This is a genomic window from Paenibacillus lactis, assembly GCF_017873605.1.
GTDB classification, from domain to species: domain Bacteria; phylum Bacillota; class Bacilli; order Paenibacillales; family Paenibacillaceae; genus Paenibacillus_AQ; species Paenibacillus_AQ lactis.
Map to the genome: position 1 here is coordinate 19,559 of NZ_JAGGKI010000029.1, position 24,518 is coordinate 44,076.

22 protein-coding genes are annotated in these 24,518 nt (G+C 55.1%); 18 read left to right on the top strand and 4 right to left on the bottom strand.

The annotated features are described in order from the left end of the window. Positions 1–84: 84 nt before the first annotated feature. From rlmN to spoVM, 6 genes are all read left to right on the top strand, one after another. Positions 85–1,125, top strand: coding sequence for a dual-specificity RNA methyltransferase RlmN (rlmN, locus tag J2Z18_RS28465; protein WP_007129654.1), 1,041 nt, complete (start codon positions 85–87; stop codon positions 1,123–1,125). 6 nt (positions 1,126–1,131) lie between these two features. Then, on the top strand, positions 1,132–1,908 hold the full coding sequence (locus J2Z18_RS28470; protein ID WP_007129655.1) for a Stp1/IreP family PP2C-type Ser/Thr phosphatase: 777 nt from the start codon (positions 1,132–1,134) through the stop codon (positions 1,906–1,908). Continuing rightward, positions 1,905–4,058 (top strand): Stk1 family PASTA domain-containing Ser/Thr kinase, encoded by a 2,154-nt coding sequence (gene pknB, locus J2Z18_RS28475; protein ID WP_007129656.1) that lies wholly within the window; start codon positions 1,905–1,907, stop codon positions 4,056–4,058. Before J2Z18_RS28470 ends, pknB begins: the two co-directional genes overlap by 4 nt. 97 nt (positions 4,059–4,155) lie before the next feature. Further along, positions 4,156–5,064 (top strand): ribosome small subunit-dependent GTPase A, encoded by a 909-nt coding sequence (rsgA, locus tag J2Z18_RS28480; RefSeq protein ID WP_007129657.1) that lies wholly within the window; start codon positions 4,156–4,158, stop codon positions 5,062–5,064. Positions 5,065–5,069: 5 nt separating this feature from the next. After that, entirely contained in the window at positions 5,070–5,729 is a 660-nt protein-coding gene (rpe, locus tag J2Z18_RS28485) for a ribulose-phosphate 3-epimerase (protein WP_007129658.1), read from the top strand. Positions 5,730–5,890: 161 nt separating this feature from the next. After that, complete coding sequence (spoVM, locus tag J2Z18_RS28490; protein WP_034273235.1) at positions 5,891–5,971, top strand: stage V sporulation protein SpoVM; 81 nt, start codon at positions 5,891–5,893, stop codon at positions 5,969–5,971. 532 nt (positions 5,972–6,503) lie between these two features. Here the strand turns inward: spoVM and rpmB are convergent. After that, entirely contained in the window at positions 6,504–6,692 is a 189-nt protein-coding gene (rpmB, locus tag J2Z18_RS28495; RefSeq protein ID WP_007129659.1) for a 50S ribosomal protein L28, read from the bottom strand. A gap of 368 nt (positions 6,693–7,060) precedes the next feature. Here rpmB and fakA point away from each other — a divergent pair, with 368 nt between their 5' ends. The 4 genes from fakA to J2Z18_RS28515 all read left to right on the top strand — a co-directional run bounded on the left by fakA (position 7,061) and on the right by J2Z18_RS28515 (position 12,255). Continuing rightward, the gene (gene fakA, locus J2Z18_RS28500) at positions 7,061–8,848 is read left to right on the top strand and encodes a fatty acid kinase ATP-binding subunit FakA (protein WP_210095679.1); all 1,788 of its coding nucleotides are present in this window, start codon (positions 7,061–7,063) and stop codon (positions 8,846–8,848) included. Between the two features lie 47 nt (positions 8,849–8,895). Further along, positions 8,896–9,753 (top strand): fatty acid kinase binding subunit FakB, encoded by an 858-nt coding sequence (gene fakB / locus J2Z18_RS28505; RefSeq protein WP_007129661.1) that lies wholly within the window; start codon positions 8,896–8,898, stop codon positions 9,751–9,753. Positions 9,754–9,771: 18 nt separating this feature from the next. Beyond that, positions 9,772–11,823, top strand: a complete 2,052-nt coding sequence (recG, locus tag J2Z18_RS28510) for an ATP-dependent DNA helicase RecG (RefSeq protein WP_007129662.1) — start codon at positions 9,772–9,774, stop codon at positions 11,821–11,823. Between the two features lie 144 nt (positions 11,824–11,967). Next, on the top strand, positions 11,968–12,255 hold the full coding sequence (locus J2Z18_RS28515) for a stage VI sporulation protein F (RefSeq protein WP_007129663.1): 288 nt from the start codon (positions 11,968–11,970) through the stop codon (positions 12,253–12,255). 109 nt (positions 12,256–12,364) lie between these two features. Here the strand turns inward: J2Z18_RS28515 and J2Z18_RS28520 are convergent, their stop codons facing one another. After that, positions 12,365–13,075 (bottom strand): SOS response-associated peptidase, encoded by a 711-nt coding sequence (locus tag J2Z18_RS28520; protein WP_007129664.1) that lies wholly within the window; start codon positions 13,073–13,075, stop codon positions 12,365–12,367. 125 nt (positions 13,076–13,200) lie between these two features. On the opposite strand from J2Z18_RS28520, the gene J2Z18_RS28525 reads away from it, so the two are divergent. From J2Z18_RS28525 to J2Z18_RS28560, 8 genes are all read left to right on the top strand, one after another. Continuing rightward, entirely contained in the window at positions 13,201–14,502 is a 1,302-nt protein-coding gene (locus J2Z18_RS28525; protein ID WP_007129665.1) for an NCS2 family permease, read from the top strand. A 219-nt stretch (positions 14,503–14,721) separates the two neighbouring features. Beyond that, the gene (locus J2Z18_RS28530; RefSeq protein WP_007129666.1) at positions 14,722–15,105 is read left to right on the top strand and encodes a YhjD family protein; all 384 of its coding nucleotides are present in this window, start codon (positions 14,722–14,724) and stop codon (positions 15,103–15,105) included. Then, positions 15,102–16,373 (top strand): DNA polymerase IV, encoded by a 1,272-nt coding sequence (locus tag J2Z18_RS28535; RefSeq protein WP_007129667.1) that lies wholly within the window; start codon positions 15,102–15,104, stop codon positions 16,371–16,373. Before J2Z18_RS28530 ends, J2Z18_RS28535 begins: the two co-directional genes overlap by 4 nt. Continuing rightward, positions 16,370–16,708: a YolD-like family protein gene (locus tag J2Z18_RS28540; protein ID WP_028405243.1), complete on the top strand. Its 339-nt coding sequence runs from the start codon at positions 16,370–16,372 to the stop codon at positions 16,706–16,708. Before J2Z18_RS28535 ends, J2Z18_RS28540 begins: the two co-directional genes overlap by 4 nt. 152 nt (positions 16,709–16,860) lie before the next feature. Then, the gene (locus J2Z18_RS28545) at positions 16,861–17,451 is read left to right on the top strand and encodes a YdhK family protein (RefSeq protein ID WP_028405244.1); all 591 of its coding nucleotides are present in this window, start codon (positions 16,861–16,863) and stop codon (positions 17,449–17,451) included. A 426-nt stretch (positions 17,452–17,877) separates the two neighbouring features. Beyond that, on the top strand, positions 17,878–19,371 hold the full coding sequence (locus tag J2Z18_RS28550; RefSeq protein ID WP_028405245.1) for an arylsulfatase: 1,494 nt from the start codon (positions 17,878–17,880) through the stop codon (positions 19,369–19,371). A 161-nt stretch (positions 19,372–19,532) separates the two neighbouring features. After that, positions 19,533–21,299: a dihydroxyacetone kinase subunit DhaK gene (gene dhaK, locus J2Z18_RS28555; protein WP_028405246.1), complete on the top strand. Its 1,767-nt coding sequence runs from the start codon at positions 19,533–19,535 to the stop codon at positions 21,297–21,299. Between the two features lie 332 nt (positions 21,300–21,631). Beyond that, positions 21,632–21,820, top strand: coding sequence for a hypothetical protein (locus J2Z18_RS28560; RefSeq protein ID WP_007129672.1), 189 nt, complete (start codon positions 21,632–21,634; stop codon positions 21,818–21,820). 151 nt (positions 21,821–21,971) lie between these two features. On the opposite strand, the gene pdxR is transcribed toward J2Z18_RS28560, so the two are convergent. Together pdxR and J2Z18_RS28570 are read right to left on the bottom strand one after the other, a co-directional pair. After that, a complete protein-coding gene (pdxR, locus tag J2Z18_RS28565) occupies positions 21,972–23,408 on the bottom strand; it encodes a MocR-like pyridoxine biosynthesis transcription factor PdxR (protein ID WP_245256245.1) in 1,437 nt (478 codons plus the stop codon). A 177-nt stretch (positions 23,409–23,585) separates the two neighbouring features. Continuing rightward, positions 23,586–24,506 (bottom strand): TIGR01777 family oxidoreductase, encoded by a 921-nt coding sequence (locus J2Z18_RS28570; RefSeq protein WP_210095681.1) that lies wholly within the window; start codon positions 24,504–24,506, stop codon positions 23,586–23,588. Between the last annotated feature and the right edge of the window lie 12 nt (positions 24,507–24,518).

Genomic DNA, 24,518 nt, shown 5'->3' on the forward strand with positions numbered 1-24,518 from the left:
TCTTTTACCGTCTCTTTTATTTATGGTAAAATAGGAAGAATGAAAAAAGAGTTGCATATGAATGAAATAGACAGGTGTGGTGAAATGAAACCCTTTATATACGATTTTTCGTTGGAAGAGCTTCAGGCATGGGCCCAGGAGCAAGGCGAGCCCGCGTTTCGCGGCTCCCAGATTTACGATTGGCTGTACGTTAAGCGCGTCGATTCCTTCGAGGAGATGACGAATCTCTCCAAGGAGCTTCGCTCGAAGCTGGATGCGTCGTTCAGCTTTGTAACCTTGACGGAGATTACCAAGCTTGAGTCGAAGGACGGCACGGTCAAATTTCTGTTCGGCCTTCATGATGATCATGCGATTGAAACGGTCATCATGAAGCACAACTACGGCAACAGCATTTGTGTTACGACGCAGGTGGGCTGCCGGATCGGCTGCACGTTCTGCGCATCGACGCTGGGCGGCCTGAAGCGGAACCTGACGTCCGGGGAGATCGTCGCCCAGGTGGTTCAGGCGCAGAAAATTCTGGACAAGACGGGCGAGCGCGTCTCCAGCATCGTGATTATGGGCTCGGGCGAGCCGTTCGAGAACTATGATGCAACGATGAAGTTTTTGCGCACGATGATTCACGAGAAAGGACTGAACATCGGACAGCGCCACATTACCGTGTCGACGAGCGGCATCGTGCCGAACATTTATAAATTCGCCGAAGAGGATACGCAGATCAATCTGGCGATTTCGATTCATGCGCCGAACGATAAGCTGCGCTCGAAGCTGATGCCGGTTAACCGCCGCTTCCCGTTCGACGACGTCATTGAAGCGCTGCGCTTCTATCAGGCCAAGACCGGACGGCGCATTACGTTTGAGTACGCGCTGATCGGCGGCGTGAACGACCAGGTCGAGCATGCCGAGGAGCTGGCGGACGTCATCAAGGATATGAACTGCTTCGTCAACCTGATTCCGGTCAACCATGTGCCGGAACGCAAATACGTTCGAACATCGCGCAATGACATTTTCAAGTTTCAACGTGCGTTAGCAGACAAGGGGGTCAATGTGACCATCCGTCGTGAACAAGGCCACGATATCGCTGCCGCTTGCGGACAGCTCCGGGCCAAGCATATGGAGTTGAGGTGAGAAGCTTTGATCAGAACGGTTCATGTCAGCCATGTCGGACGCGTTCGTCCTGTCAATGAAGATTCTGTGTTTGTGAGCACGCTGGAGCACGGTTATACGCTGGGTGTGGTCGCTGACGGCATGGGAGGCCATTTGGCAGGCGACACGGCCAGCCGGCTTGCGGTCGATACGGTAGCCGCGGATTTATCCTCCCTCGAGCCGGGGATTCCTTTGGAAGGGATTCGTGCCGCCCTCGGGGATGCGATTCTGCATGCCAACGAAGTGATCTATCAAGAGGCTTCGTCCGATGAGCGGCTTCACAATATGGGCACGACGATTGTAGCGGTGCTGCTCAGCGGCTCCGAAGGCTATATCGGGCACATCGGGGACAGCAGAGCTTATAAGGTTGCTTCCGGGCAAGTGACGCGCCTTACGGATGATCACACACTGGTGAACGAGCTGTATAAAAGCGGACAGATCACCGAAGATCAGCTGGAGACCCATCCCCGAAAAAATGTGCTGAGCCGTGCGCTCGGAACGGATGAGGATGTGACGGTTGAGCTTACGCCGGTATCCATTTCGGACGGCGAAGTGCTGCTTCTGTGCAGCGATGGACTCAGCAACCGGGTAAGCCGCGACCTGATTGGTCAAATTTCCGGCTCCCTTGACCTTCCTCTGGAGGAACGGGCGGATCGCCTGCTTCAACTGGCGCTTCTCGCCGGCGGCGAGGACAACATTACAGTCGCTATGTTTGAGCATCAAGAAGAGGTTGTCGGGCAACGTAAAAAGGGGTGGGATTCATGATCGGGCATGAATTGGCTGGTCGTTACAAAATTATAGAACGCATCGGCGGAGGCGGCATGGCGCTCGTCTACAAGGCTCAGGATATCCTGCTGAACCGGAATGTAGCGATCAAGGTGCTGCGCCAGCAGTTCGTCCATGACGAGGAATTTATTCGCAGATTCCGGCGCGAGGCGCAATCGGCCGCATCGCTGTCCCATTCCAATGTGGTCAGCATTTACGATGTCGGCCAAGAGGAAGACGTGCACTATATCGTCATGGAATATATCGAAGGTCAGAATTTGAACGAGATCATTAAAGAGCGGGCGCCGCTGCAGGTGGACGAAGCAGTGCGGATCGCCACCCAGATCTGTGATGCGCTGGATCATGCCCATCATAACCAGATTATTCATCGGGACATCAAGCCGCATAACATTCTGATCGGACGGAACGGACGGGTGAAGGTGACCGATTTCGGGATTGCCCGGGCCGTGACGTCGACGACGATTACGCAAACCGGATCGGTTGTCGGATCCGTGCATTATTTTTCGCCCGAGCACGCCAAAGGCGTCGTGACGGGTGAAAAATCGGATTTATATTCCTTAGGTATCGTGTTATATCAAATGCTGACCGCCCGTCTGCCGTTTCTCGGCGAGAGTCCGATCAGCGTTGCGCTGAAGCATCTGCAGGAGGAGTTCGACGAGCCGCGGGAGGTCAATCCGCTCATTCCGCAAAGCGTGGAGAACGTCATTCTGAAATCGATGCGCAAAAATCCGGAGGAGCGCTACCAGTCCGCTCAAGAAATGATGGCTGACCTGGAGACTTGCCTTCTGCCTTCCCGCTTGAACGAGCCGAAGATGGAGTTCGAGGAGGACGAGGATTCCACGCGGGTGATGCCGGCACTCAAGACGATGCAGCGCAGCAGCCATCATCCGGACGATGAGCCGGATGAGGATGACGAAGAGGATGATGATGAGGACCGGACGCCGGGCAAGCCGAAGAAGAAATGGGTGAAGCCGACGGTCATCGTCGCTTCGGTGCTGCTGTTCCTGGGAATCATGGCCGGTGTGGTCATGTATGTGAACAACATGCTTGAGGTTCCGGAGGTTACTGTACCTGGGGTAATTGGCATGACCGAGGAGGAAGCCATCCGGACGCTGGAGGGCGAAGGATTGACGGTGGATCCGGAAGTGATCCGCGAATACAAGCCGAACGTTACGGAAGGCGAAGTATTTGACCAGAGTAAGCCGGAGGGCACGAAGGTGAAGAAAGACTCTCCGATTCAGTTGTCCGTAGGGGCGGCGAAGCCGCTTGAGAAAATGCCGAACCTTAGCGGGAAAACGTATGAGCAAGCCGTCGAGGCTTTGACCGCGTTGGGCATTGCCGCTGAGGCAATAAATAAGTCTGAAGAAAACCATGACGAGATCGAAGCGGGTATGATCATCAGCCAAAATCCATCTCCCGATACGGACCTCGATCCTGATAAGGCCGCAGTCAGTCTGGTCGTCAGCAAAGGCAAAAAATTTGTCAAGATGCCGGCTCTCGTCGGCATGACCGAAGAGCAGGCCAGAGATGCGATCGAATCGCGGGGCCTGGTCGTTGATGCGGTCAAGCAAAAACCGAGCTTCGAAGTCAAACAGGGCATCGTGATGGAGCAGTGGCCTTACGAGGCGAACGCAGAAGTCGCCCCTGGGGAGAAAATTACATTTTTCGTCAGCTCCGGCTATCCGCCCGAGGCGCTGGAATACAATTACAGCGTTCCGATTTCTCCGGCTTACGAAGGGCAGGAGAGCAAAATTCGCATCGTGTTCTCGGACGCGCTGGGCGACAACCAAGAGGCCGTAAACAAAACGATTACGACCTCGGAATGGGTATCGGTGAAGCTGCTGCTCGCACCGGATAAGCACGCAACCGTCCAAATTTTCCGGGATGGCCGTCAGGTGGAAACGTACAGCGTCAGCTACAGCGACGTCAAGAACGGAACCGTGCCGCAGCCGACGATGGAACAGCCGCCTTTACCGCCGGATATGCAGGTTGATACGAATCCGGATGAAGGCACCGAAGGAACCGATGGCGGTGAGGAAGGCTCGGACGCGGAAGACGATTCCGCTTACGAGTGGGAGCCGGGCAACGGCAATGGAAATGGTCATGGCCGGGGCAAGGGCAATGAATGATCAAACGGTTATTCGATAGCAGCCGGTCTGGAATATACCATCGTGAAAACCAAATGAAATACATCCAAATTTCAACAAGAAAGGTGAGGCCTATTTTATGCTCGAGGGACTGATCGTGAAGGCACTAAGCGGATATTACTATGTGAAACCATTGCGAGATAACCAGTTGATATCCGGGGAGGACCAAGCGGTTCAATGCAGAGCCCGCGGCATTTTCAAAAAGAGAGGCATCTCTCCGCTCGTTGGAGACCGCGTCATGTATTCATTGACTGAGAATGGAGAGGGGACCGTGGATGAAATTCTTCCACGGTCTTCCGAATTAATTCGCCCGCCTGTCGCTAATGTCGACTTGGCGGTGCTCTTGTTTTCGGTTAAGGAGCCGGATCTGAACCTGCTCCTGCTGGACAAGTTCCTCGTGCATATTGAGCATGCGGGGCTTGACGCCGTCATCGTTCTGACCAAGCAGGATCTGACGGACGCTTCGGACGAATCCGCGGAAAAGGTGAAGCGGATGTACGAAGAGATCGGCTACGAGGTGATGATCACCAGCTCGCTCCAAGGCATTGGCGTCCAGCAGGTGAAGGATCGCCTGGCAGGCGAGATCAGCGTGTTCTCGGGGCAATCCGGGGTCGGCAAGTCGACTTTGCTCAATGCCCTGATGCCGGGGCTGGCGCTGGAAACGAGCGAAATCAGCCTGCGCCTCGGGCGCGGCCGCCATACGACGCGGCACGTCGAACTGATCGAGCTGGATAACGGCGGGTATGTAGCGGATACGCCGGGCTTTAGCCAGCTGGACTTTCTGGAGCTTGGCGTCGAGGAACTGTCCAGCTGCTTCCGGGAATTCGCTCCGCATGCGGCGGAATGCAAATTCAGAGGCTGCAGCCATCTGCATGAGCCAGGCTGCCGGGTGATCCAGGCCGTAGAGGATGGAACCATCCAAGCCGGCCGCTACGAGCACTATGTGGAGTTTTTTACGGAGATGAAAGACAAGAAGCGGAGGTATTAAGCGATATGATTAAAATAGCGCCATCGATATTGTCGGCCGATTTTGCCAAGCTAGGGTCCGAAATCAGGGAGGCGGAGGCAGCCGGAGCGGACTGGATTCATGTGGACGTCATGGACGGCCATTTTGTTCCCAATATTACGCTCGGGCCACCGATCGTTCAGGCGATCCGGCCGCATACGACGCTGACGCTCGACGTGCATTTGATGATTGAGCAGCCGGAGCGCTACGTTGCCGATTTTGCCAAGGCCGGAGCGGATTTGATCACGGTTCATGCCGAAGCCTGTCCGCATCTTCACCGCGTCGTTCACCTAATCAAGGAGCAGGGGGTAAAAGCTGGGGTTGCCATTAACCCGGCCACACCGGCGCATGTTCTGGAGGAAATTCTTCCGGATCTCGACCTCGTGCTGGTCATGACCGTCAATCCGGGCTTTGGCGGACAAGCCTTTATCGAACGGACGGTAGGCAAAATCTCGCAGCTGCGGGCACGCGCCAATGAACTCGGCCTGTCTTCCCTTCATATCGAAGTGGACGGCGGCATCACGGCGGAGACGGCGCCGCTGGTAGCGGGCGCGGGTGCGGATGTGCTGGTGGCGGGAAGCGCGGTATTCGGCAAGGCCGACCGGGCCGAGGCGATTGCCCGAATCCGGAACAGCGCAACATCTTAATCCGGAAGCGGCAGTCCGAATGTCATAGGGCGGAGAATTTCCGCATAAATATGGTTACATGAGCTGGGTTCTCATGTAGCCTTTTTTGTCTGTGTTCACATCTATGGGCTTGGTGCATAACATAGTCTAGGAAGGCATGAGAATGATGGGGAGGGTGAGACATGAAATTCTATACGTTCAAGCTGCCGAAGTTTCTGGGAGGTTTTGTGAAGGCGATTCTCAACACGTTTCACAAGAGCTGACAGCTTGTCCCGGCGTAACACAAAACCTCCGCCCGGGACGGCCGCGCCATGTCGGTAGGGGAACAGGCAGGATGCAAACCGATGGAAGTGCCCGAGCGAACAAGACATACTGCAGCTTAAGGGGCTGTTCTTGCGCGGCGCAAAGGAGTGCAGGCTTGGCAGCGGGCCGGCCTTAGCTTCTTATGCGCGGTTAAAGAGGCCCAGGACATAATGAACGCCATATGGAGCCCGTACCTAAACTGGAAGTTTTTCTTGCATACAGAACAGAATGCATATCTTTCGGAAGACCCGGCATTAAGGGCATTCGCTTATCTTTGCCGCTGAAGGCTTGCTAACGGGGATTTCGCGATACAGACGGGGAGGAGCTGCTTTCTCCCACTAAAAAAAGCACCTGCGATCCGCTGAAGGTGCTTTTTGTTTAGGAGGATATATGTATCGTAAACGCAAGAAAAACTTCCTTGTCCCGATGCCGCCCATATCTTTGGAGCGCCTTGGAGATTACAGAAGTTTTTCTTCATATAACATGAGATGATTATACGCGAGTCACTTTACCGGATTTCAATGCGCGAGTGCTGACGTATACACGCTTAGGCTTGCCATCCACGAGGATGCGAACCTTCTGAACGTTAACGCCCCAAGTACGCTTGTTGTGGTTATTAGCATGGGAAACATGGTTACCGCTGCTTGGTTTCTTGCCAGTTACATAACATTTGCGAGCCATCAATTACACCTCCTTGTTCCTAAACCCTGCATGAAACAATACTTAAATATAATATCACAGTAAAAATTGCCGCGTCAACTGCCCTAAAAACATTTATTTCTCTTTCTTCTTATAGTACAATGTTGATTAGTCCATAATATTCGAAAGACAGTGTATTGTGGGCTGGTCGGCATGACTCCGTAAGCATCTGGAGACTGCCCGAGACGAGAGGAGACGAGATCAGCCCATCAGCATGTTGCGATCGGTTTAATCATAGAAAGTCTATTATTTATCGCTTTGGGCATTTCGTCGGCTATTAGCTATCAAATAGAGATAACAGTTTTCGTAAGAAGGTTTAAAGGGTATCAAGCCAGGAAGGGGAATTCTCATTGAGTAAGCGTTCTTTGAATGGAACAGAATTTACCGCGATGGTCCTAGCCGGAGCGGAGCAGCTGCAGCAGCATGCGGAACATGTCAACTCGCTGAACGTGTTTCCGGTGCCGGACGGCGACACGGGAACGAACATGAATTTGACCATGACCGCTGGGGTTGCCGAATTAAAGAGCAAGCACTCGGAATCCGTCGGACACAGCGCCGGTGTACTGTCCAAGGGGCTTCTAATGGGCGCGCGGGGGAATTCGGGGGTTATTCTGTCCCAGTTATTTCGCGGCTTCAGCCGGTATGCGGCGCCTTATACAGAGCTGAACGCGCATCAGTTCGCGGCTGCATTACAGACCGGGGTCGAAGCTGCCTATAAAGCCGTAGTCAAACCCGTTGAAGGAACGATCCTTACCGTTGCCAAGGAAGCGGCCAAGCATGCCGTCTATTATTCCCGCCGCAGCAGCGACATCATCGAGCTGATGGAGCAAGTGCTGGCTAAGGCGAAAGAGACGTTGTCGCAAACTCCGGAAATGCTTCCGGTGCTGAAGCAGGTCGGCGTCGTAGATTCGGGCGGACAGGGTCTTGTGTATATTTATGAAGGATTCTTGGAAGCGCTCCGTAGAGAGGATGCACCCGGCACGTTCGCTGCCGCAGGGGGACAAGCCGCAACGGTCGCAGCCAAGGCTGAGCCTATCAGCACCCCGGCTCCGAGCCTGCAGACGGTTACCGCACCTCCGTCATCCGCTCAATCCCAGTTGTCGACGGAAGATATCGAGTTCTTGTATGATATGGAATTTTTCATCAATCGTCAGCTTGGTGATGGAGCACGTGCCGAATTTGATGAGGATCAGTTCCGGAAAGCGCTTGCTGTTAATGGGGATTCGATCATCGTCATCTCCGATGACGAAACGATTAAGGTTCATGTTCACTCCAAAGCTCCAGGTGATGTGCTGAATTTGGCACTGCTTTATGGCGAGATCACCCAGATTCATATTTTGAACATGCGTGAGCAGCATCGCGAGCTGCTGACGACCGGCATGGATATCGCGCCGATGCCGGAGCTGTTTGCCGATATCCCGGCCGAGCCGAAGACTCCGGAAGCTCCGGCCGTGCCGCCGGCGGATGAGATTGCGCCGTACGGATTCATTGCCGTATCCTCGGGGGACGGCATCTCGGACATCTTCAAGAGCTTGGGCGTTGACGTCGTGCTGTCCGGCGGACAGACGATGAATCCGAGCACGGAGGATTTCGTGAACGCGATCTCCTCGATCTCGGCACAGCAAATCTATATTTTGCCGAACAATTCCAATATCGTGCTGGCTGCCCAGCAGGCTCGAGAGCTGCTGGAGGGCGAGCGTCAAGTGACGGTTATTCCAAGCAAGACGATTCCGCAGGGCATTGCGGCCGCGTTTGCTTTCCAAGAGGATGAGAGCACGGACGTGAACACGGACAACATGCTGGATGCGATTTCCCGTGTGCAATCCGGTCAGGTGACTTATGCGGTACGCGACACGACGATCGACGATTTGGAGATTAAGGAGGGACAGTTCATCGGAATCCGCAACTCCAGCATTGTGGCAGCGACCCCTGATCTGATTACGACGTCCCAGGAGCTGCTTGGCAAGATGCTTCAATCCGGAGACGAGATCGTCACGCTGCTTACGGGAGCGGACGCGTCGGAGGAATCAACGAACGCATTGACGAGCTGGCTTGAAGAGCAGTATCCGGATGCGGAGGTTGAGGTGCATTACGGCGGTCAGCCGATCTATGCCTATCTGTTCTCCGTAGAATCTTGATCAATTAACCGGTGTTAATATGAAGGTATTTTTTAGGAGGGGTTCCGGTGAATAAGACCGTGATTGTGACAGACAGCACAGCGGATATTCCGGCAGACCTGGTGAAGCAGCACAACATTCATATCGTGCCGCTGAGACTGATGTTCGGGGAAGAGACCTATTTGGACGGTGTTGAAATATCGGCAGGGGAATTCTACAAGAAGCTGATACAATCAACGCAGCTGCCGACCACTTCCCAGCCGTCGCCGGCGGATTTCGTTGCCGTGTATGAATCCATTCTGGACCGGTATCCGGGCTGCTCGATTATATCAATACACATTTCATCGGGACTGAGCGGCACCTACCAGTCCGCTTTGCTCGCGACCTCGCTCATTGAGCGGGATGCGGATATAACCGTATGGGATTCCAAGTCCGCCTCCTACGGCTTCGGCCTGTTTGTCGTACATGCGGCAAGGCTTGCCGAAGAGGGAGCGGCGGCTGCGGATATCGTGGCCTCCTTGGAGGAGCTGCGCAGCAAACGGAGACTGTATTTCCTGGTCGATACGCTGGAGTACTTACAGAAGGGCGGAAGGATCGGCAAGGCTTCGGCCGTGCTCGGTACGCTGCTTAACATCAAACCGATCCTGTCCATTGATGATGAAGGCATTATTTTTCCGGTAGAGAAGGTTCGCGGACGCAAGAAAGCGACCGCCCGCATGATCGAGCTGTTTCAGCAGGATCTGCCGGGAGTTCGTCATATCAAGGTGGCTGTGGGACATACGGCCGACCGGTCTCTGGTGGAGGATTTCCTGCAGCAGCTATCAGCGGTGTTCACGGTGGAGGATGTTGTATATTCCGAAATCGGCCCCGTGATCGGCACGCATGTCGGGCCGGGAACGATTGCAGCTTATATTTGGCCTGCTTAAGTGAGGTAGATGATAGATATGAGTCTCAAACTCGATTCCATATCCGTCAGACAGATCAACGGCGTGAGCGCTCTGAAAGAAGGGGAGCTTCACGCCTTTGGCGTCTATACGGTTAAGGATTTGCTCGAATATTATCCGTTCCGGTATGAGGATTACCGGCTCCGGAGTTTAAGCGAAGTGAAGGACGGGGATAAAATCACGATCCAGGCGAAAGTCGCCAGCGTTCCCGTTCTGCAGCGTTACGGGCGAAAGTCCCGTCTGACCTGCAAAATGCTGGCTGAGAGCTGGATGTTTACGGCGACCTGGTTCAATCGGCATTTTCTGAAGGACCAGCTGACCGCCGGGCGGGAAATCGTGCTGACCGGGAAGTGGGATCAACGGAGAATGCAGCTGACCGTCTCCGAGTCCGAATTCCCTGATAAAGGGGCATTCCGCAGCGGCACACTGCAGCCCGTCTATTCCATCGGCGGGAAAATTACGCAGTCCTGGATCCGCAAGACGATGGGACAGGCATTGGAGCAGTACGGGGAGATGATCCCTGAAATTTTGCCGAAATCGCTGCTGCAGAAGTACGATCTGATGCCGCGGAAGCGTGCGATTATGACGATCCATCAGCCGGTCGATTCCAGGGAAGGACAGGAAGGCCGGCGCCGGATGGTATATGAGGAGCTGTTTCTGTTCCAGCTGAAGATGCAGGCGTTCCGCGCATTGAACCGCGGCCGGATGGACGGGGTGGTTCATACGGCCGATAATGCCACCATCCGGGAATTCGTGCGCAGTCTGCCGTTCGAGCTGACCGATGCCCAGAAGAAGGTGGAGCTGGAGATTTTGCATGACATGCGCTCTCCTTATTGCATGAACCGTCTTCTTCAAGGAGATGTCGGCTCGGGAAAGACGGTCGTTGCGGCTATCGCCTTGTATACGACCGTGCGATCCGGCTTTCAGGGGGCCTTGATGGTGCCGACCGAAATTTTGGCGGAGCAGCATATGCGCTCCCTGCAGAAGCTGTTCGAGCCGTTCGGCATTACGGTAGGCCTGCTTACCGGAAGCGTGACGGGGAAAAAGCGCAAGGATCTGCTGGCCTCGCTCCAGATGGGATTGACGGATGTCGTTGTCGGCACGCATGCTCTCATCCAGGACGATGTATTTTTCCGGCAGCTGGGTCTTGTCGTCACCGATGAGCAGCACCGGTTTGGGGTCAATCAGCGGAGCATCCTGCGCCGTAAAGGCTACAATCCCGATGTGCTTACGATGACCGCAACGCCGATTCCGCGGACGCTGGCCATCACCGCCTTCGGCGATATGGATGTGTCGACGCTGTCGGAGCGTCCGAAAGGGCGTATTCCGATCACCACGTATTGGGTCAAGCATGATCTGATGGACCGTGTGCTTGGCTTTATTTCCAGAGAAGTGGATCAAGGCCGGCAGGCGTATCTGATCGCGCCGTTGATCGAGGAGTCGGATAAGCTGGATGTGCAAAATGCGATCGATCTGCATGTCCAGATGCAGCAGGCGTTCCCGCGCTATCGGGTCGGCTTGCTGCACGGGCGGATGACGCCTGCCGAGAAGGATGAAGTGATGCGCCAGTTCTATGAGAATGAAGTGCAGCTGTTAATTTCGACAACGGTCGTGGAGGTCGGCGTCGATGTGCCGAACGCCACCCTGATGGTCATCATGGACGCCGACCGCTTCGGCTTGTCGCAGCTGCACCAGCTGCGGGGCCGGGTCGGCCGTGGTCAGCATGCGTCGTACTGCGTGCTGGTCGCGGATCCGAAGTCCGAGGTAGGGCAGGAGCGGATGCAGGTGATGACCGAAACGGAGGACGGCTTCGAGGTGTCGCGGCGGGACTTGGAGCTGCGGGGTCCGGGGGATTTCTTCGGGACTAAGCAGAGCGGTCTGCCGGAATTCCGTCTGGCCGACATGGTGGCCGATTTCAAAGTCGTGGAGGAGGCAAGGGATGATGCGGCCGCTCTGGTGAGCGACAGCTCCTTCTGGACCTCCCCCGAGTATGAGCCGCTGCGGGATTATTTGCAGCAGGAGAAGATTTTTCAAGGCGATATTATGGATTAATCCTAAGGGCTTACAAGCTCGAAGAAGAGAAGCAGCCCCGGGCGGGAGCAGGAGCAGGATGCGGGAATCCGTTGGCACAATGGACGGGCCTTCGTCATATACTCAAAAAAGGCGACAGCAATTATTACGGGAGGTGCCTTACCATTGAGTTATCAGCAGTACGGGATTAGTCCGCAGCTGGTGGAACGCATCAAGCTTAAGATGAAAAACCCGCTCGTCAAAGAAAGAATCAAGGGCCTGACGCAGGGCTTGACCAAAGCGGATCTGCAGAACAGCATGAAGGTGCATCAATTGGTGCGAACCGCCAGCGGCATCTTAAATGAAAAGCTGAGCTCCGTACAGGAACAGCAGATCGTTCAATTCGTGCTTGCACAGCGCATCGATCCGAACAATACATTTCATTTAATCAAGCTGTGGGGGATGTTCCGTTAAAAACTGAGCATGCATCGGGAGATTTCAGCATAAGAAGAAGCCCCCGCAGGAGGGTCTCCTCCTGAGCCGGGGGCTTCTTGCGCGTTTGGGTCCATACGCTGCGGGGATGTCAGCTGCTTGTTATCGAGCGGATGCATTCCTCCGTATCATTCTTGACGGAGTTGACGATGGTGCTGACGGGATGGGCCTCCATCTCCTCAGCCGGATAGGGCCTCAGGAGCGCACGAAGCGATTGGAGCGCGGAGGATGCGCCTGCATCGCTTCCCTCCGGGGCGGCGCTCCGGTCAAGCCATAGCGCTTCGTCTTCCGGGCGGAGAATGACAGGCATCCGGTTATGAATGGGCTCCATCAGCGTGTTGGGCTCTGTCGTAATGATGGTGCAGGTGCTTAATTTCTGCCCGTCCGGCGTGATCCACGTGTCGTAGAGCCCGGCCATGCTGAAGATGCGGCCGCTGCGCATGCTGATGCGAAGCGGCTGCTTTCCTTCGCCGGTTTTCTGCCATTCGTAAAATCCGTCGGCAGGGATGAGGCATCTTTTCCGATAAAAGGGTATCCTATAAGCAGGCTTCTCCTCAAGCGTTTCACTCCGCGCATTGATCATCTTGCTGCCGGCGGAGGGGTCCTTCGCCCACGATGGGACGAGCCCCCACTGCAGCTGGCCGATCCGGTTGGACCGCCCGTCATGGATGATGGCCGCTACCATTTGCGCCGGGGCAATATTGTAGCGCGGCATGTGAAAGGGAGAGACGGACTCGGGATCGAGCATATACCTCATCATCAGCTCTTCCCAGGTGACGGTGAGCGTAAAACGTCCGCACATTGGTTATTTCGGCCTCCTCAACTAGCGAATTCATCGGTTTGAGTTGAGTATACCATGCAGGGATCGCATTCCCAAGAAGCTCCGGCTTCTCTCATGTTACGAGCATTAGAAATGGAGGATATTTTGTGTTTGATTTAAAAGCTAACGGCACCTCGGTAAAGACCGAAGTGGTTGCCGGTATTACGACCTTTTTTACAATGGCTTATATTACGGTGGTGAACCCGCTCATATTGTCTGAGGCCGGTGTGCCGTTTGAGCAGAGCTTTACGGCGACGATCATTGCTGCCGTGATCGGTACCCTGCTGATGGGGCTTGTTGCGCGCTATCCGATCGCTGTTGCACCCGGGATGGGGCTGAATGCGTATTTTACATACTCGGTCGTTCAGGGGCATGCGGGACTTGGGTACATCGAAGCGTTCTCGGCGGTGTTCATTGCCGGCATCCTGTTTCTGCTGCTGTCCATGACGACTCTTCGGCGCAGGCTGATCGAGATGATCCCGGCGAATCTGAAGCATGCGATAACCGTCGGAATCGGGTTGTTCATTGCCTTCCTCGGCTTGCGGATGAGCGGTATCATTACAGCGCATCCGGATAATTTGGTGGCGCTCGGTGACCTGCATCAACCCAGCGTGGTGCTCGCACTGGTTGGTTTGGTCGTAACTTTGGTGCTGTTGTCCCGCGATGTGAAGGGCGCTTTGTTTATCGGGATGATTATTACGGGAATCATTGCTTATTTTGCGGAAATGCTGTCGTTTACGAACGGTGTCGTGTCAGCGCCTTCGCTCCCTGAAGGGATTCTCGTATGGAACCCGATCACGGCGGCTTCCGATGTTATTTCCCACAGCCTGTATGCAGTCGTATTCTCCTTCCTGCTCGTCACGCTGTTCGATACGACCGGAACGGTCGTCGGCGTTGCCGAACAGGCCGGCTTTATGAAGGATAACAAGCTGCCCCGTGCCGAGCGTGCGATGTTCTCGGACTCCGTGGCGACCGTTGCCGGCTCGATGGTCGGCACCAGTCCGACAACCGCCTATATCGAGTCGGCTGCAGGCGTTGGCGCAGGCGGGCGGACCGGCCTTACGTCCGTGGTCGTGGCGCTCCTGTTCGTGGTGGCGGCCTTCTTCAGTCCGCTCATCGGTGCCGTCGCCGGCTTGTCCGCGATTACGGCGCCTTCGCTGATCGTGGTCGGATGCCTGATGCTGAGCAATGTCCGCCATATCGATTGGAAGGACTTTGACGAGGCGTTCCCGGCCTTCCTCGTTATTCTCACGATGCCGCTCACGTCCAGCATTGCGACCGGCATTGCGTTCGGGTTCATTTCGTACCCGCTGATGAAAATCGTAAAGGGCAAGTGGAAAGCCGTTCACCCGCTTATGTATATTTTTGCCGTGCTGTTTGTCCTGCAGCTTGTTTTTGTTCCGCATTGACTTCTTGCCCGGCAGGACCGCCTTGCTTGATGGTCCGTTTGTCTTAACCAAGCCCCTTCGGCCATGCGCGCCGGAGGGGCTTCGTTCGTTGCGAAAGTTTAATATATCCCGCTAAAGTTCCGGGGCGCTTCGGGGACAACAGGGTTAAATTTACATTGATAAAAGAACGAATGTTCGCATATAATACAAACAAACGTTCCCGTTACGAGGTGGATAGTGATGTTGAGTATTGGGCTAAAGTCAGACGAAACCAAGCTGGTAAAGGACTACGCTCTATTGCCGTTATTGCTCGATGTGCTGGAACATGACCGGGACATTCTGTTCCGGTCGGATCTAAAGACCTCAGAGCTGACCAAGGTTATGATCGAGCGCATAGAGAGGGCGGCATTGGCCGATTTAACGGCAGCTCGAAGGAATATGCGGGAGATCGGCTTAAAGGTGTACGACAACCGAAAGACCCGACTCGGGATTGAAGTGGAATTTATGTGCAGAGGGTACCGACATAAGCTGTCCATGCTGTGGGGGCTGATCGAGGCGGAAATCGAGGAACGGTCGTACAGCTACCTGGGCTTGAAAATCGCAGACAAGGGGTGTCTGTCATGAAGCCGGCCAAACGGGTTGTCATGTTGGCGGACTGCCAGTCGTTTTACGCGAGCGTGGAGAAGGCGGAGCATCCGGAATATAAAGACCGACCTCTAGTCGTTGCCGGCGATCCGGAAAGACGGTCCGGCATCGTGCTGGCGGCATGCCCGCTTGCTAAGAAGAGAGGCATAACGACAGCCGAGAGGCTCGGGGAGGCGCTCGCGAAATGTCCGGACGTCGTCGTTATCAAGCCGCGGATGCAGAGGTATATCGATGTCTCCATGCAGATCACGGAGATCTATAAGTCCTATACCGATTTGGTCGAGCCGTACAGCATCGACGAGCAGTTCCTTGACGTGACGGGCAGCTTGCATTTATACGGCTGTACGCCGGAGGAGCTTGCCCGAATGATTCAGGATCATGTCCAGGATGCGACAGGGGTGTATACACGCTTTGGAATTTCCGAAACGAAAATCCTCGCCAAGACCGCCTGCGACAATTACGCGAAAAAATCCGCATCCGGAATCTACACCCTGCCTAAAGAAAATCTTGCCGAAACGCTGTGGAAGCTTCCCGTAAACCAGATGTTTATGGCCGGCAGCAGGATGACCCGGCATTTCAATGTCATGGGGCTGCCGACGATCGGCAGCGTTGCCCAGACCCCTCTCCCTAAGCTCAAGCAGATGATGCGGCGGAAGTTCGGGAAAAACTCGGATATCCAGGCTGAATTGTACTGGAGAATTGCCAACGGGATCGATGATAGTCCCGTACGTCCGGGGACGCATCAGGTTGATCCTAAGTCGGTTGGTCATATGATGACCCTGCCCCGCGATTACGGCAGGCTGGAGGAGATTAAGGTCGTGCTGCTCGAGCTGACGGAGCTTGTATGCCAGCGATGCCGCGGACTCGGCTTTATGGGCCATGTCGTAACCGTCGGCTGCATGGGAGCGGACTTTGACCGCCCTACGGGATTTTCGCGGCAAATGAAGATGGAGGATCCCTCCAACATTACGAATCAAGTTTACCGCTGGGCGTGCAGGCTGCTGGAGAAGTATTGGGACGGCCTGCCGATCCGCAGGGTGGGCGTCAGTTTATCGCAGCTTACCCCGGATACGGAATATCAATTGTCCCTGTTCGATATGGGGCGCGAGAAATCGATGGCGCTTGAGCGGGTGACCGATGCCTTAAAGCGCAAGTATGGGGATAGCATCGTCATTCGGGCCGTCTCCAAAACGGAGGCGGGCCAAGCGCTGGATCGTTCAGCTAAGATAGGAGGACACTTTAGATGACAACACGAAAAAAGCTGGAAGGCAACGGGCTGTGGGAATCCAGCCGCATGATGCTGCCCGAGCACAAAGCGACGATTATTCGGCAGCAGCTTGAAGAGGGAAGAAAGGATAAACCGAACCTGGATCCGCAGGAAATGGAGCTGATCGAGCGCATGCTGGCCGAGTCTTTCCATGAGCACCGGACCATTTCGTTACAGCTTTACGATGAATACGAGGATGTTGAGCTCACCGGAGTCGTTACAACCGTGCTGACTCAAAGACGGGAGATCAAGCTGGCCCTCGGACCCGGGGAGTGGGAATGGATAAAGATCGATGAGATCGTATCCGTCAGATAGGTTGGTTTGGGACGGCGGCAGATTACCTTCCGCCGTTTTGGGTATGACTAGAATTATAGCGGGCAGAAATGAAATTGAACGAGCTACACAGGTTCTTCACAACTGGTTGATATGATCGTAAGCATCACGGATCGAAAGGAGTTTTTGGAACCATGTTCAAAAAAGGATTAAAACCGATGATTGTAGGGCTCATTGCCGCTTTCTTGCTCTTGGCCCTGGGAGCTTGCGGCAACGCAAATACGAACGGCGAAACGAGCAATGCAGGAAAGCAAGACCATGCGGGGGAGATGGACCACAGCAAAATGAACCATTCCGGTTCCGGCGAGGTGCCTGAAGGCTTGAAGGAAGCCAAGAATCCGACTTATGGCATAGGAACGCAAGCCGTGATAGACTCCGATCACATGGCGGGCATGAAGGGAGCAACGGCAACGATTGTCGGTGCTTACGACACAACGGTTTATACGATTTCGTACACGCCGACCACCGGCGGAGAAGAAGTCAAGAATCATAAGTGGGTCATTCACGAAGAATTGCAGAACCCGGGAGCGCCACCTTTGCAGCCAGGCACGGAAGTCGTTGTCAATGCAGACCACATGGAAGGGATGAAGGGCGCAACCGCGAAGATCGATTCGGCCGAGCAAACGACGGTGTATATGGTTGACTTCACGCCAACGACAGGCGGCGAGGAAGTGAAGAATCATAAATGGGTGACGGAAAGCGAATTATCGCCGGTCCAATCATGATTTGGCATGCTCAGAAGCATGGCGGAAGTACCGGCACGTGGTGAGGTAATATGTATTCCTGAATGGAAGTCATCGATAGTAAGGGCGTGGCAAATGGGTTGTCATTGCAGTCAATTGCAGTCATTTGCACGCCCACGCTCTAGGAACGGGCTCGCTGCGGCGTGTCCGTTTTGTTCGTTTACCAGCTCGTTGACACCTCCCGAGTCCGTCACCTTAAAGCCGATTTTTCCGGAGGCCGTTGGAAGCTAGACGCCGGACGAGGATGGAACCAAACCAAACAGCTGCTGCGTCACGAAAAGATCAGGAAGCACCCTAGGTCACGGCAAGATCAGGAATATAGGTTTACTTTTCATCCAAACGAAGGTTTAATGAAGGTGAATGAAATTGAAAGCGTTTTAGAAGTACATACGCGAGGGAGGTAATGGAATGCATTCGAGCCAAAGCCAAGAAAGACCTAATATTTTGTTGATTACGGTAGATCAGATGCGTTTTGATTGTCTTAGCATTGCAGGCCACCCCATCGTCGAGACGCCCAATCTGGACGAGCTCGCCCGAAACGGCGTACGGTTCAGCCGCGCCTATTCCGCTACGCCGACCTGCGTGCCTGCACGTGCAGCCATCTTTACCGGGCAATCGCAGCGAACTCACGGCCGCGTCGGATATCAGGACCGTGTCCCTTGGAATTATGAGAGAACCTTGCCTGGAGAACTGGCGAGAGCGGGTTATCATACGCAGTGCGTCGGTAAAATGCATGTGTATCCTGCGCGCAGCTTGATGGGATTTCATAACGTAGTCCTCCACGACGGGTATCTGCACCATAACCGCAACAATCACAGCATTCCGATGCGGGAGCACTACGATCAAGTCGACGATTATGTTCCGTGGCTTCGCGAGCGGGTACCCGGTGCGGATCTGATCGATCTCGGCCTTGACTGCAACGCATCGACGGTCGCCCGGCCTTGGCATCTGCCCGAAATGCTGCATCCGACCAATTGGACGGTCACGCAATCCATTGATTTCCTCCGGCGCCGGGACCCCGGGAAGCCGTTCTTCCTGTGGATGTCCTTCGTGCGCCCGCATCCGCCATTCGATCCCCCGCAAGCCTATCTGGACCTGTATGAGGAAGCCGAAATACCGGAGCCGCCGGTTGGAGATTGGGCAGAGAAGGAGGATGTCTCTCAGGCGGGGCTTTCCCCGGTCACGGGGCGGGGAATCGTGCCCAAACGGCGCCTGCGTAAAGCAATGGCGGCATATTACGCCCTGATCACGCATTTGGATCATCAGATCGGTCGTTTCCTTCAAGCGCTGCACGAATATGGGGAGCTGAACAATACGGTGATTGTGTTCACCTCCGACCATGGCGAGCTGCTCGGGGACCACCATTTGTTCCGAAAATCTCTGCCGTACGAAGGAAGCGCCCATGTGCCGTTTATCGTAAACGATCCGGGGAACCGGTTGGGATTAAAACGCGGCCTGGTGGCGGATCAACTGGTGGAGCTGCGGGATATCATGCCATCGCTGCTTGAAGCAGCCGGTGCGCCTGTCCCGGATACGGTGGAAGGACAGAGCATCTGGGGGCTCGCATCGGCAGAACAGGGAGGGAAGGAAGGAGCCGTGGCCTGGCGCAGCCACCTGCATGGCGAGCATGCTCAAGGGCTTCAGTCGAGCCACTGGGTCACGGACGGGAAGGAGAAGTTCATCTGGTATTCCCAAACCGGCGAGGAGCAGTTCTTTGATTTGGAGCATGATTCGGAGGAGCTGCACAACGCAATCCGGGATGAACCGTATCAGGAGCGCATCAATCATTGGCGATCCGTCCTGGTTCGGGAGCTGGAAGGGCGCGAAGAGGGCTATACGGATGGCCGGAAGCTCATTGCAGGCCGCCAGCCGAAAGCCGTGCTGTCGCATATCCGGGTGTGAGGTTGAATGCCCGCATGTTTTCGAATCCGTCATCCGAAAATGACGCAAAGTCGTGAAGGGTTCCCTGGGCCTGCACGCACTTCAGGTATACTTTATGTATAATGACAGTATGGTCATGTCGCTTGGAGCAGCTGAATTTCGATAGAAAAGGATGCGATACAATGAAAAAGATCATGAACAAACCGGAGAACCTCGTCAAGGAAATGTGCAGCGGTTTTGTCATGGCTCATCCGGAGCTGGAGTTTGACCCGAAATATACGTTCATTAAGAAAAGGGAGCTTAATCAGGATAAAGTCACCCTGATCAGCGGCGGGGGCAGCGGCCATGAACCGGCGCATGCCGGCTTTGTAGGGAAGGGAATGCTGGACGCGGCCGTCTGCGGCGACGTGTTTGCTTCGCCATCCCAGATTCAGGTATATCAGGCGCTCAAGTCAACGGCAAGCCGCAAGGGAACGCTTATGATCATTAAAAATTACAGCGGAGACATGATGAATTTCAAGAATGCCGCTCATCTGGCCGGCGAGGACGGTCTTCAGGTCGATTACGTCAAGGTTGATGACGACATCGCCGTGGAGGACAGCCTGTATACCGTAGGGCGGCGAGGCGTGGCAGGAACGGTGCTGGTACATAAAATCGCCGGTGCAGCCGCTGAGGCCGGGCTGTCTCTGGAAGAGGTCAAGGCCGCGGCGCAAAGCGCGATTGCCAACGTCAAAAGCATCGGCTTCGCGCTCACCTCATGCACGGTGCCTGCCAAAGGCACTCCGACCTTCTCCATTGGCGGTGAGGAGATGGAATATGGAGTCGGCATCCATGGCGAGCCGGGGATCCGGCGGGAAAAGATGCTGTCCGCCGATGAGCTGGCGAAGCGGATGGTAGCGGAGCTGCTGGAAAGCCTGCAGGCCGGGGGCGCTTCCGTGAAAGAGGTTGCCGTGCTGGTCAACGGATTCGGGGGAACCCCGGTCCAGGAGCTTTACTTGCTGAACCATGCGGTTATGCGGGAATTGCATCGCCTGAATGTGGCGGTATACCGGGTTTTTGTCGGGAACTATATGACCAGCATTGATATGGCAGGCGCTTCGCTATCCATCATGAACTTAAATGATGAACGGAAGCGCTGGCTGAGCGCGGAATGCAGCACGCCGGCCCTCGTCGTCCGGGAGCTGCATGATCATTATCCGGTCCGTTACATCGGAGAAGCGGCGGAGAAGGACAGCACGAAGCCGGTATCGTTCCGGACGATAACCGACGAGGCATATGCGGTGATTCAAGAAGACCGTCTGTCGCTTCACAATCTGATCTATGCAATCGATAAAATGAGCGAAATCATTATTGAGAATGAAGTTCCGTTCTGCGAGCTGGATGCCCATGCAGGTGACGGCGACTTCGGCATGAGCGTGGCCAAAGGCTTCAAGCAGCTCAAAACCGAATGGGACGATCTGCTATCCCAGGCGAAAGATATGGGAAGCTTCTTGGGGGCATGCTCGCTGGTCATTATGGAGCACTGCGGAGGAGCATCCGGTCCGATATGGGGCTCCGCCTTCCGCGCAGCGGGCAAATACGCCGGCAGCCGTACGGAGCTGACCGTATCGGAAATCGCCGATATGCTGGCTGCGGTCGTTCAGGGCATCCAGGAGACGGGGGAACGATCCTTCGGCAGAGGAGCCGTCGTCGGCGACAAGACGCTGATGGATGCCCTGATCCCTTATGCGGAGTCCTGGAAGGCGAGCGCAGGCTCCGGCGAGGATTTGATCGAAGCCGGCGTGAATGCGGCCCGGGCTGCGGTGGAAGGCGCGAAGCGGACGGAAACTTTCGCAGCGCGGATGGGACGGGCCGGCACGGTCGGCGAGCGGAGCATCGGGTATCCCGACGCTGGTGCCCATGCGCTCGGCGTCATATTTACGGCGCTCTCTGAGTCTTTTCGGAAATAGCCCCTTGCAGCTTCTCCCAGGCATGGAAAGACGACCTCGGCTCTTTAATTTCTTGGGGTTGAGCATGTATTCTTCCGGGGCTGGTATTTATCTGCTGCCGGGCCGAAACGAAAAATCCCAAGGAAGCAGAGCGCTGGATGCATGGGGACGGTGAGCACGGTAGGCCGGGCACAATTGGATGGGAGCAACTGCCTGGCAATTGGATGGTGTGCGGGTCCCGTTTGTTCATTATAATGAAACTTGAAAGTAAATCGCCGGATCAACTCATGGAGCCGCTCCATGGGGTGTTAGGTCACAATGAATAATCGAATGGGGTTGTATGGGGATTGGTTATGTACATCATCGTGATCGCCCTGGCAATCATCGGGGGCGTATCCACGCTGCTGGTGGGATTGTCCAAGGAAAACCAGAAAGAAAATCCGAACTATATGCGCAAAACCCGAAAAAATCTAACGAAGCTGCTTATTATCTATCTGGCTTCCATCATTGCGTTCATCGCGATATGGCTGATCTTTAAATGACGATAGGCGCGCAAGGCTCCCGGTCAAGCACCGGGAGCCTTTTGCGTGGTTACATCATTGCGTGGTTACATCATTGCGTTGGTTACATCGTTGCGTTGGTTACATCATTGCGCGGTTACAGTAATGCGTGGTCAGCGTAGTAGGCGGGGTCTCAGTTTAAGATGGACCTTAAGGCAGCGGCGAACCGGGAGATGCCCTCCGGGATATCCTCCGTATTCGCCCGGCCGTATGTGAAGCGCACGTGGCCGGAGGCAGATCCGTAGACACTGCCCGGAACGAAAACCATGCCGCGCTGAATGCAGGCTTCAAGGAGCTTGCCGTCATTCACCTCAGGCGCGATGGTGCACCACAGATGCAGTCCGCCCTCCGGGTGTCTCCAGCGAATCATACCGGGGAGCTCACGCTCCAGTGCGGCGATCGTTAAATTGCGTTTATGGCGCAATCTGGACCTCAGCCGGTCGATGTGGGGGAGGAAATAGCGGGAGTTCAAAAATTGGGCCGCTACCTGTTGGGGGACGACGCTTAATCCGAAATCCATCTGCTGCCTCGCGTCGGAGAGCCGTTTGACGATCGAATGGGGGGCCACCATCCAGCCGACGCGCAGTCCGGACGCCGCCATTTTCGAGAAGGAGCCGATGTAGAGAACGGAGCCGGCGCGGTCGGCAGATTTCAAAGAGGGCGCTGGCTTTCCGTCATAAGCTGTCATGCTAAACGGATCATCCTCAACGATCGGCAGTCCGAGCTCGCCTGCAATATGCAGCAGACGCTCCCTTCTTTCCGGAGAGAGCAGGGCCCCCGTCGGATTCTGGAAGTTTGGATTGAGAAAAATCATTTTGATGCGGTGTTTATGATACAGCTCGTAAATGTCATCCGGATGGATGCCCTGTTCGTCGACGGGAAGCCGGAACAAGCGCAGCCCGGCCGATTGGAACATAGGCAGGGAGTAGCAGTACGAAGGATCTTCGATAGCAACCGCATCCCCCGGCGACAGCAAGCATTGCGTAATGAGATACAGCGATTGCTGGGACCCTGATGTAATTAAAATGGACGATGCCGCCGTATGGATGCCCCGGTATTCCCGCAAAAATGAAACGAGCGTATCCCGCAGCGGCTCATAGCCCTGCGGGTTGTCGTATCCAAGATACATCACGGGCCATTTCTCGCTCATGATGGCATGAAGCTCCTCGAGCGGCGACAATTCGGCGGCAAGCTCGCCGCCTGCAAAATCGATCATCGAAGGATCGAGCTCAAGCGCCTCGCGGATTCTGCGCAAAAAGGGCGGGCTTGGAAGAAAGCTGCCGCCTTCGGCATAACGGTGCCAATTCGGCGTATGCTTTGGCGTGACGCCCCACTTCGTGACGCTGACTCGCGTGCCGCTGCCTGGACGGCTCTCCAGAATTCCCAGCGAGCGAAGCTCCGAATAGGCCAAGACCACGGTGCTGCGGTTGACACCGAGCTGATCCGCCAGCTTTCGTTCCGACGGAAGCACGCTGCCGGCCGGGAACTCGCCGTAAGCGATTTTTTGCTCCAGTTCATCGGCGATCTGTTTATAGAGAGGTTTGGCACTGGTCCGATCAAGTTCCCACAAATTGTTCATCCTTTCGGTTAAAGATGGTTGCGGCGCTTTTGTTATCATACCATCCTTCGCAAGCCTCATCGCTTTTCAATATGTAACATAATGATGACAAATTCCATATAGGTTGCTGCATATTGGCTGGCCTCATAGGTACGCGCTTGGTAAGTTAGACGATGAGCAGGGAGGAAGCTATTTCTGCGCCTTTAACTGCGTTAGGGCCGCTTTAAGCTCGGGATACCGGAATCGGAAGCCGTGGTTCAGCGCTTTTGCCGGTACGATGCGCTGGCCCTTGAGCAAAATGAGCGACATTTCGCCGAGGGCCCCCTTAAGCAGAACAGCAGGGAGGGGAAACCAATGCGGCCGGCGGTACACGCTGGCGACCGTTCGCCCGAACTGGTCATTCGTGACGGCATGCGGCGAGGCGGCATTAACCGGGCCTGATATATCGTCATGGCGGATGCAGTAATCAATCAAGCCAACCATGTCGTCAATATGAATCCAGGAGAACCACTGCTTGCCGTTTCCGATTTTGCCGCCTGCCCCGAGCTTATAGGGAAGCAGCATCTTCGGAAAAGCGCCGCCTTCATTGCCGAGAACGACGCTGATGCGAAGCTTGATCAAGCGCTCGGCAGGCATGCGGTCCGCTGCTGCTTCCCATTGCTGTACGACACGGGACGGGAAATCCTGAACGGCAGCAGCGCTGGTTTCATCGAATGTCAACGTTTCAGATGTGCCGTAAATGGCCATGGCCGAGGCTTGGACAACGACGGACGGCTTATGCTTCAGGCGGTGCAAAAGTTCAGCCACGGTCAAGACGGTCTGCTGCCGGGAATCCATAATCCGTTTCTTCCCGCGTTCCGTCCAGCGCTGGCTGAGCGATGCTCCGGCCAGATTAATCAGCGCATCCAGATGCTCGAACCGCTCCGGGCTGTCCTTCATATTATCCCAGGTGAGATAAGACAATTGCCCTTGATTGTGCTGAATCGGTAGCTGGCGTCCCGCGTCAGGGAGCGATCTCGTAACGATGATAACCTCATGTCCTTGGCTTAACCAGCGTCTGGATAACGCTTGCCCGATAAAGCCGGTGCCTCCGCATATTGCATAACGCATGAATTTCCGCCT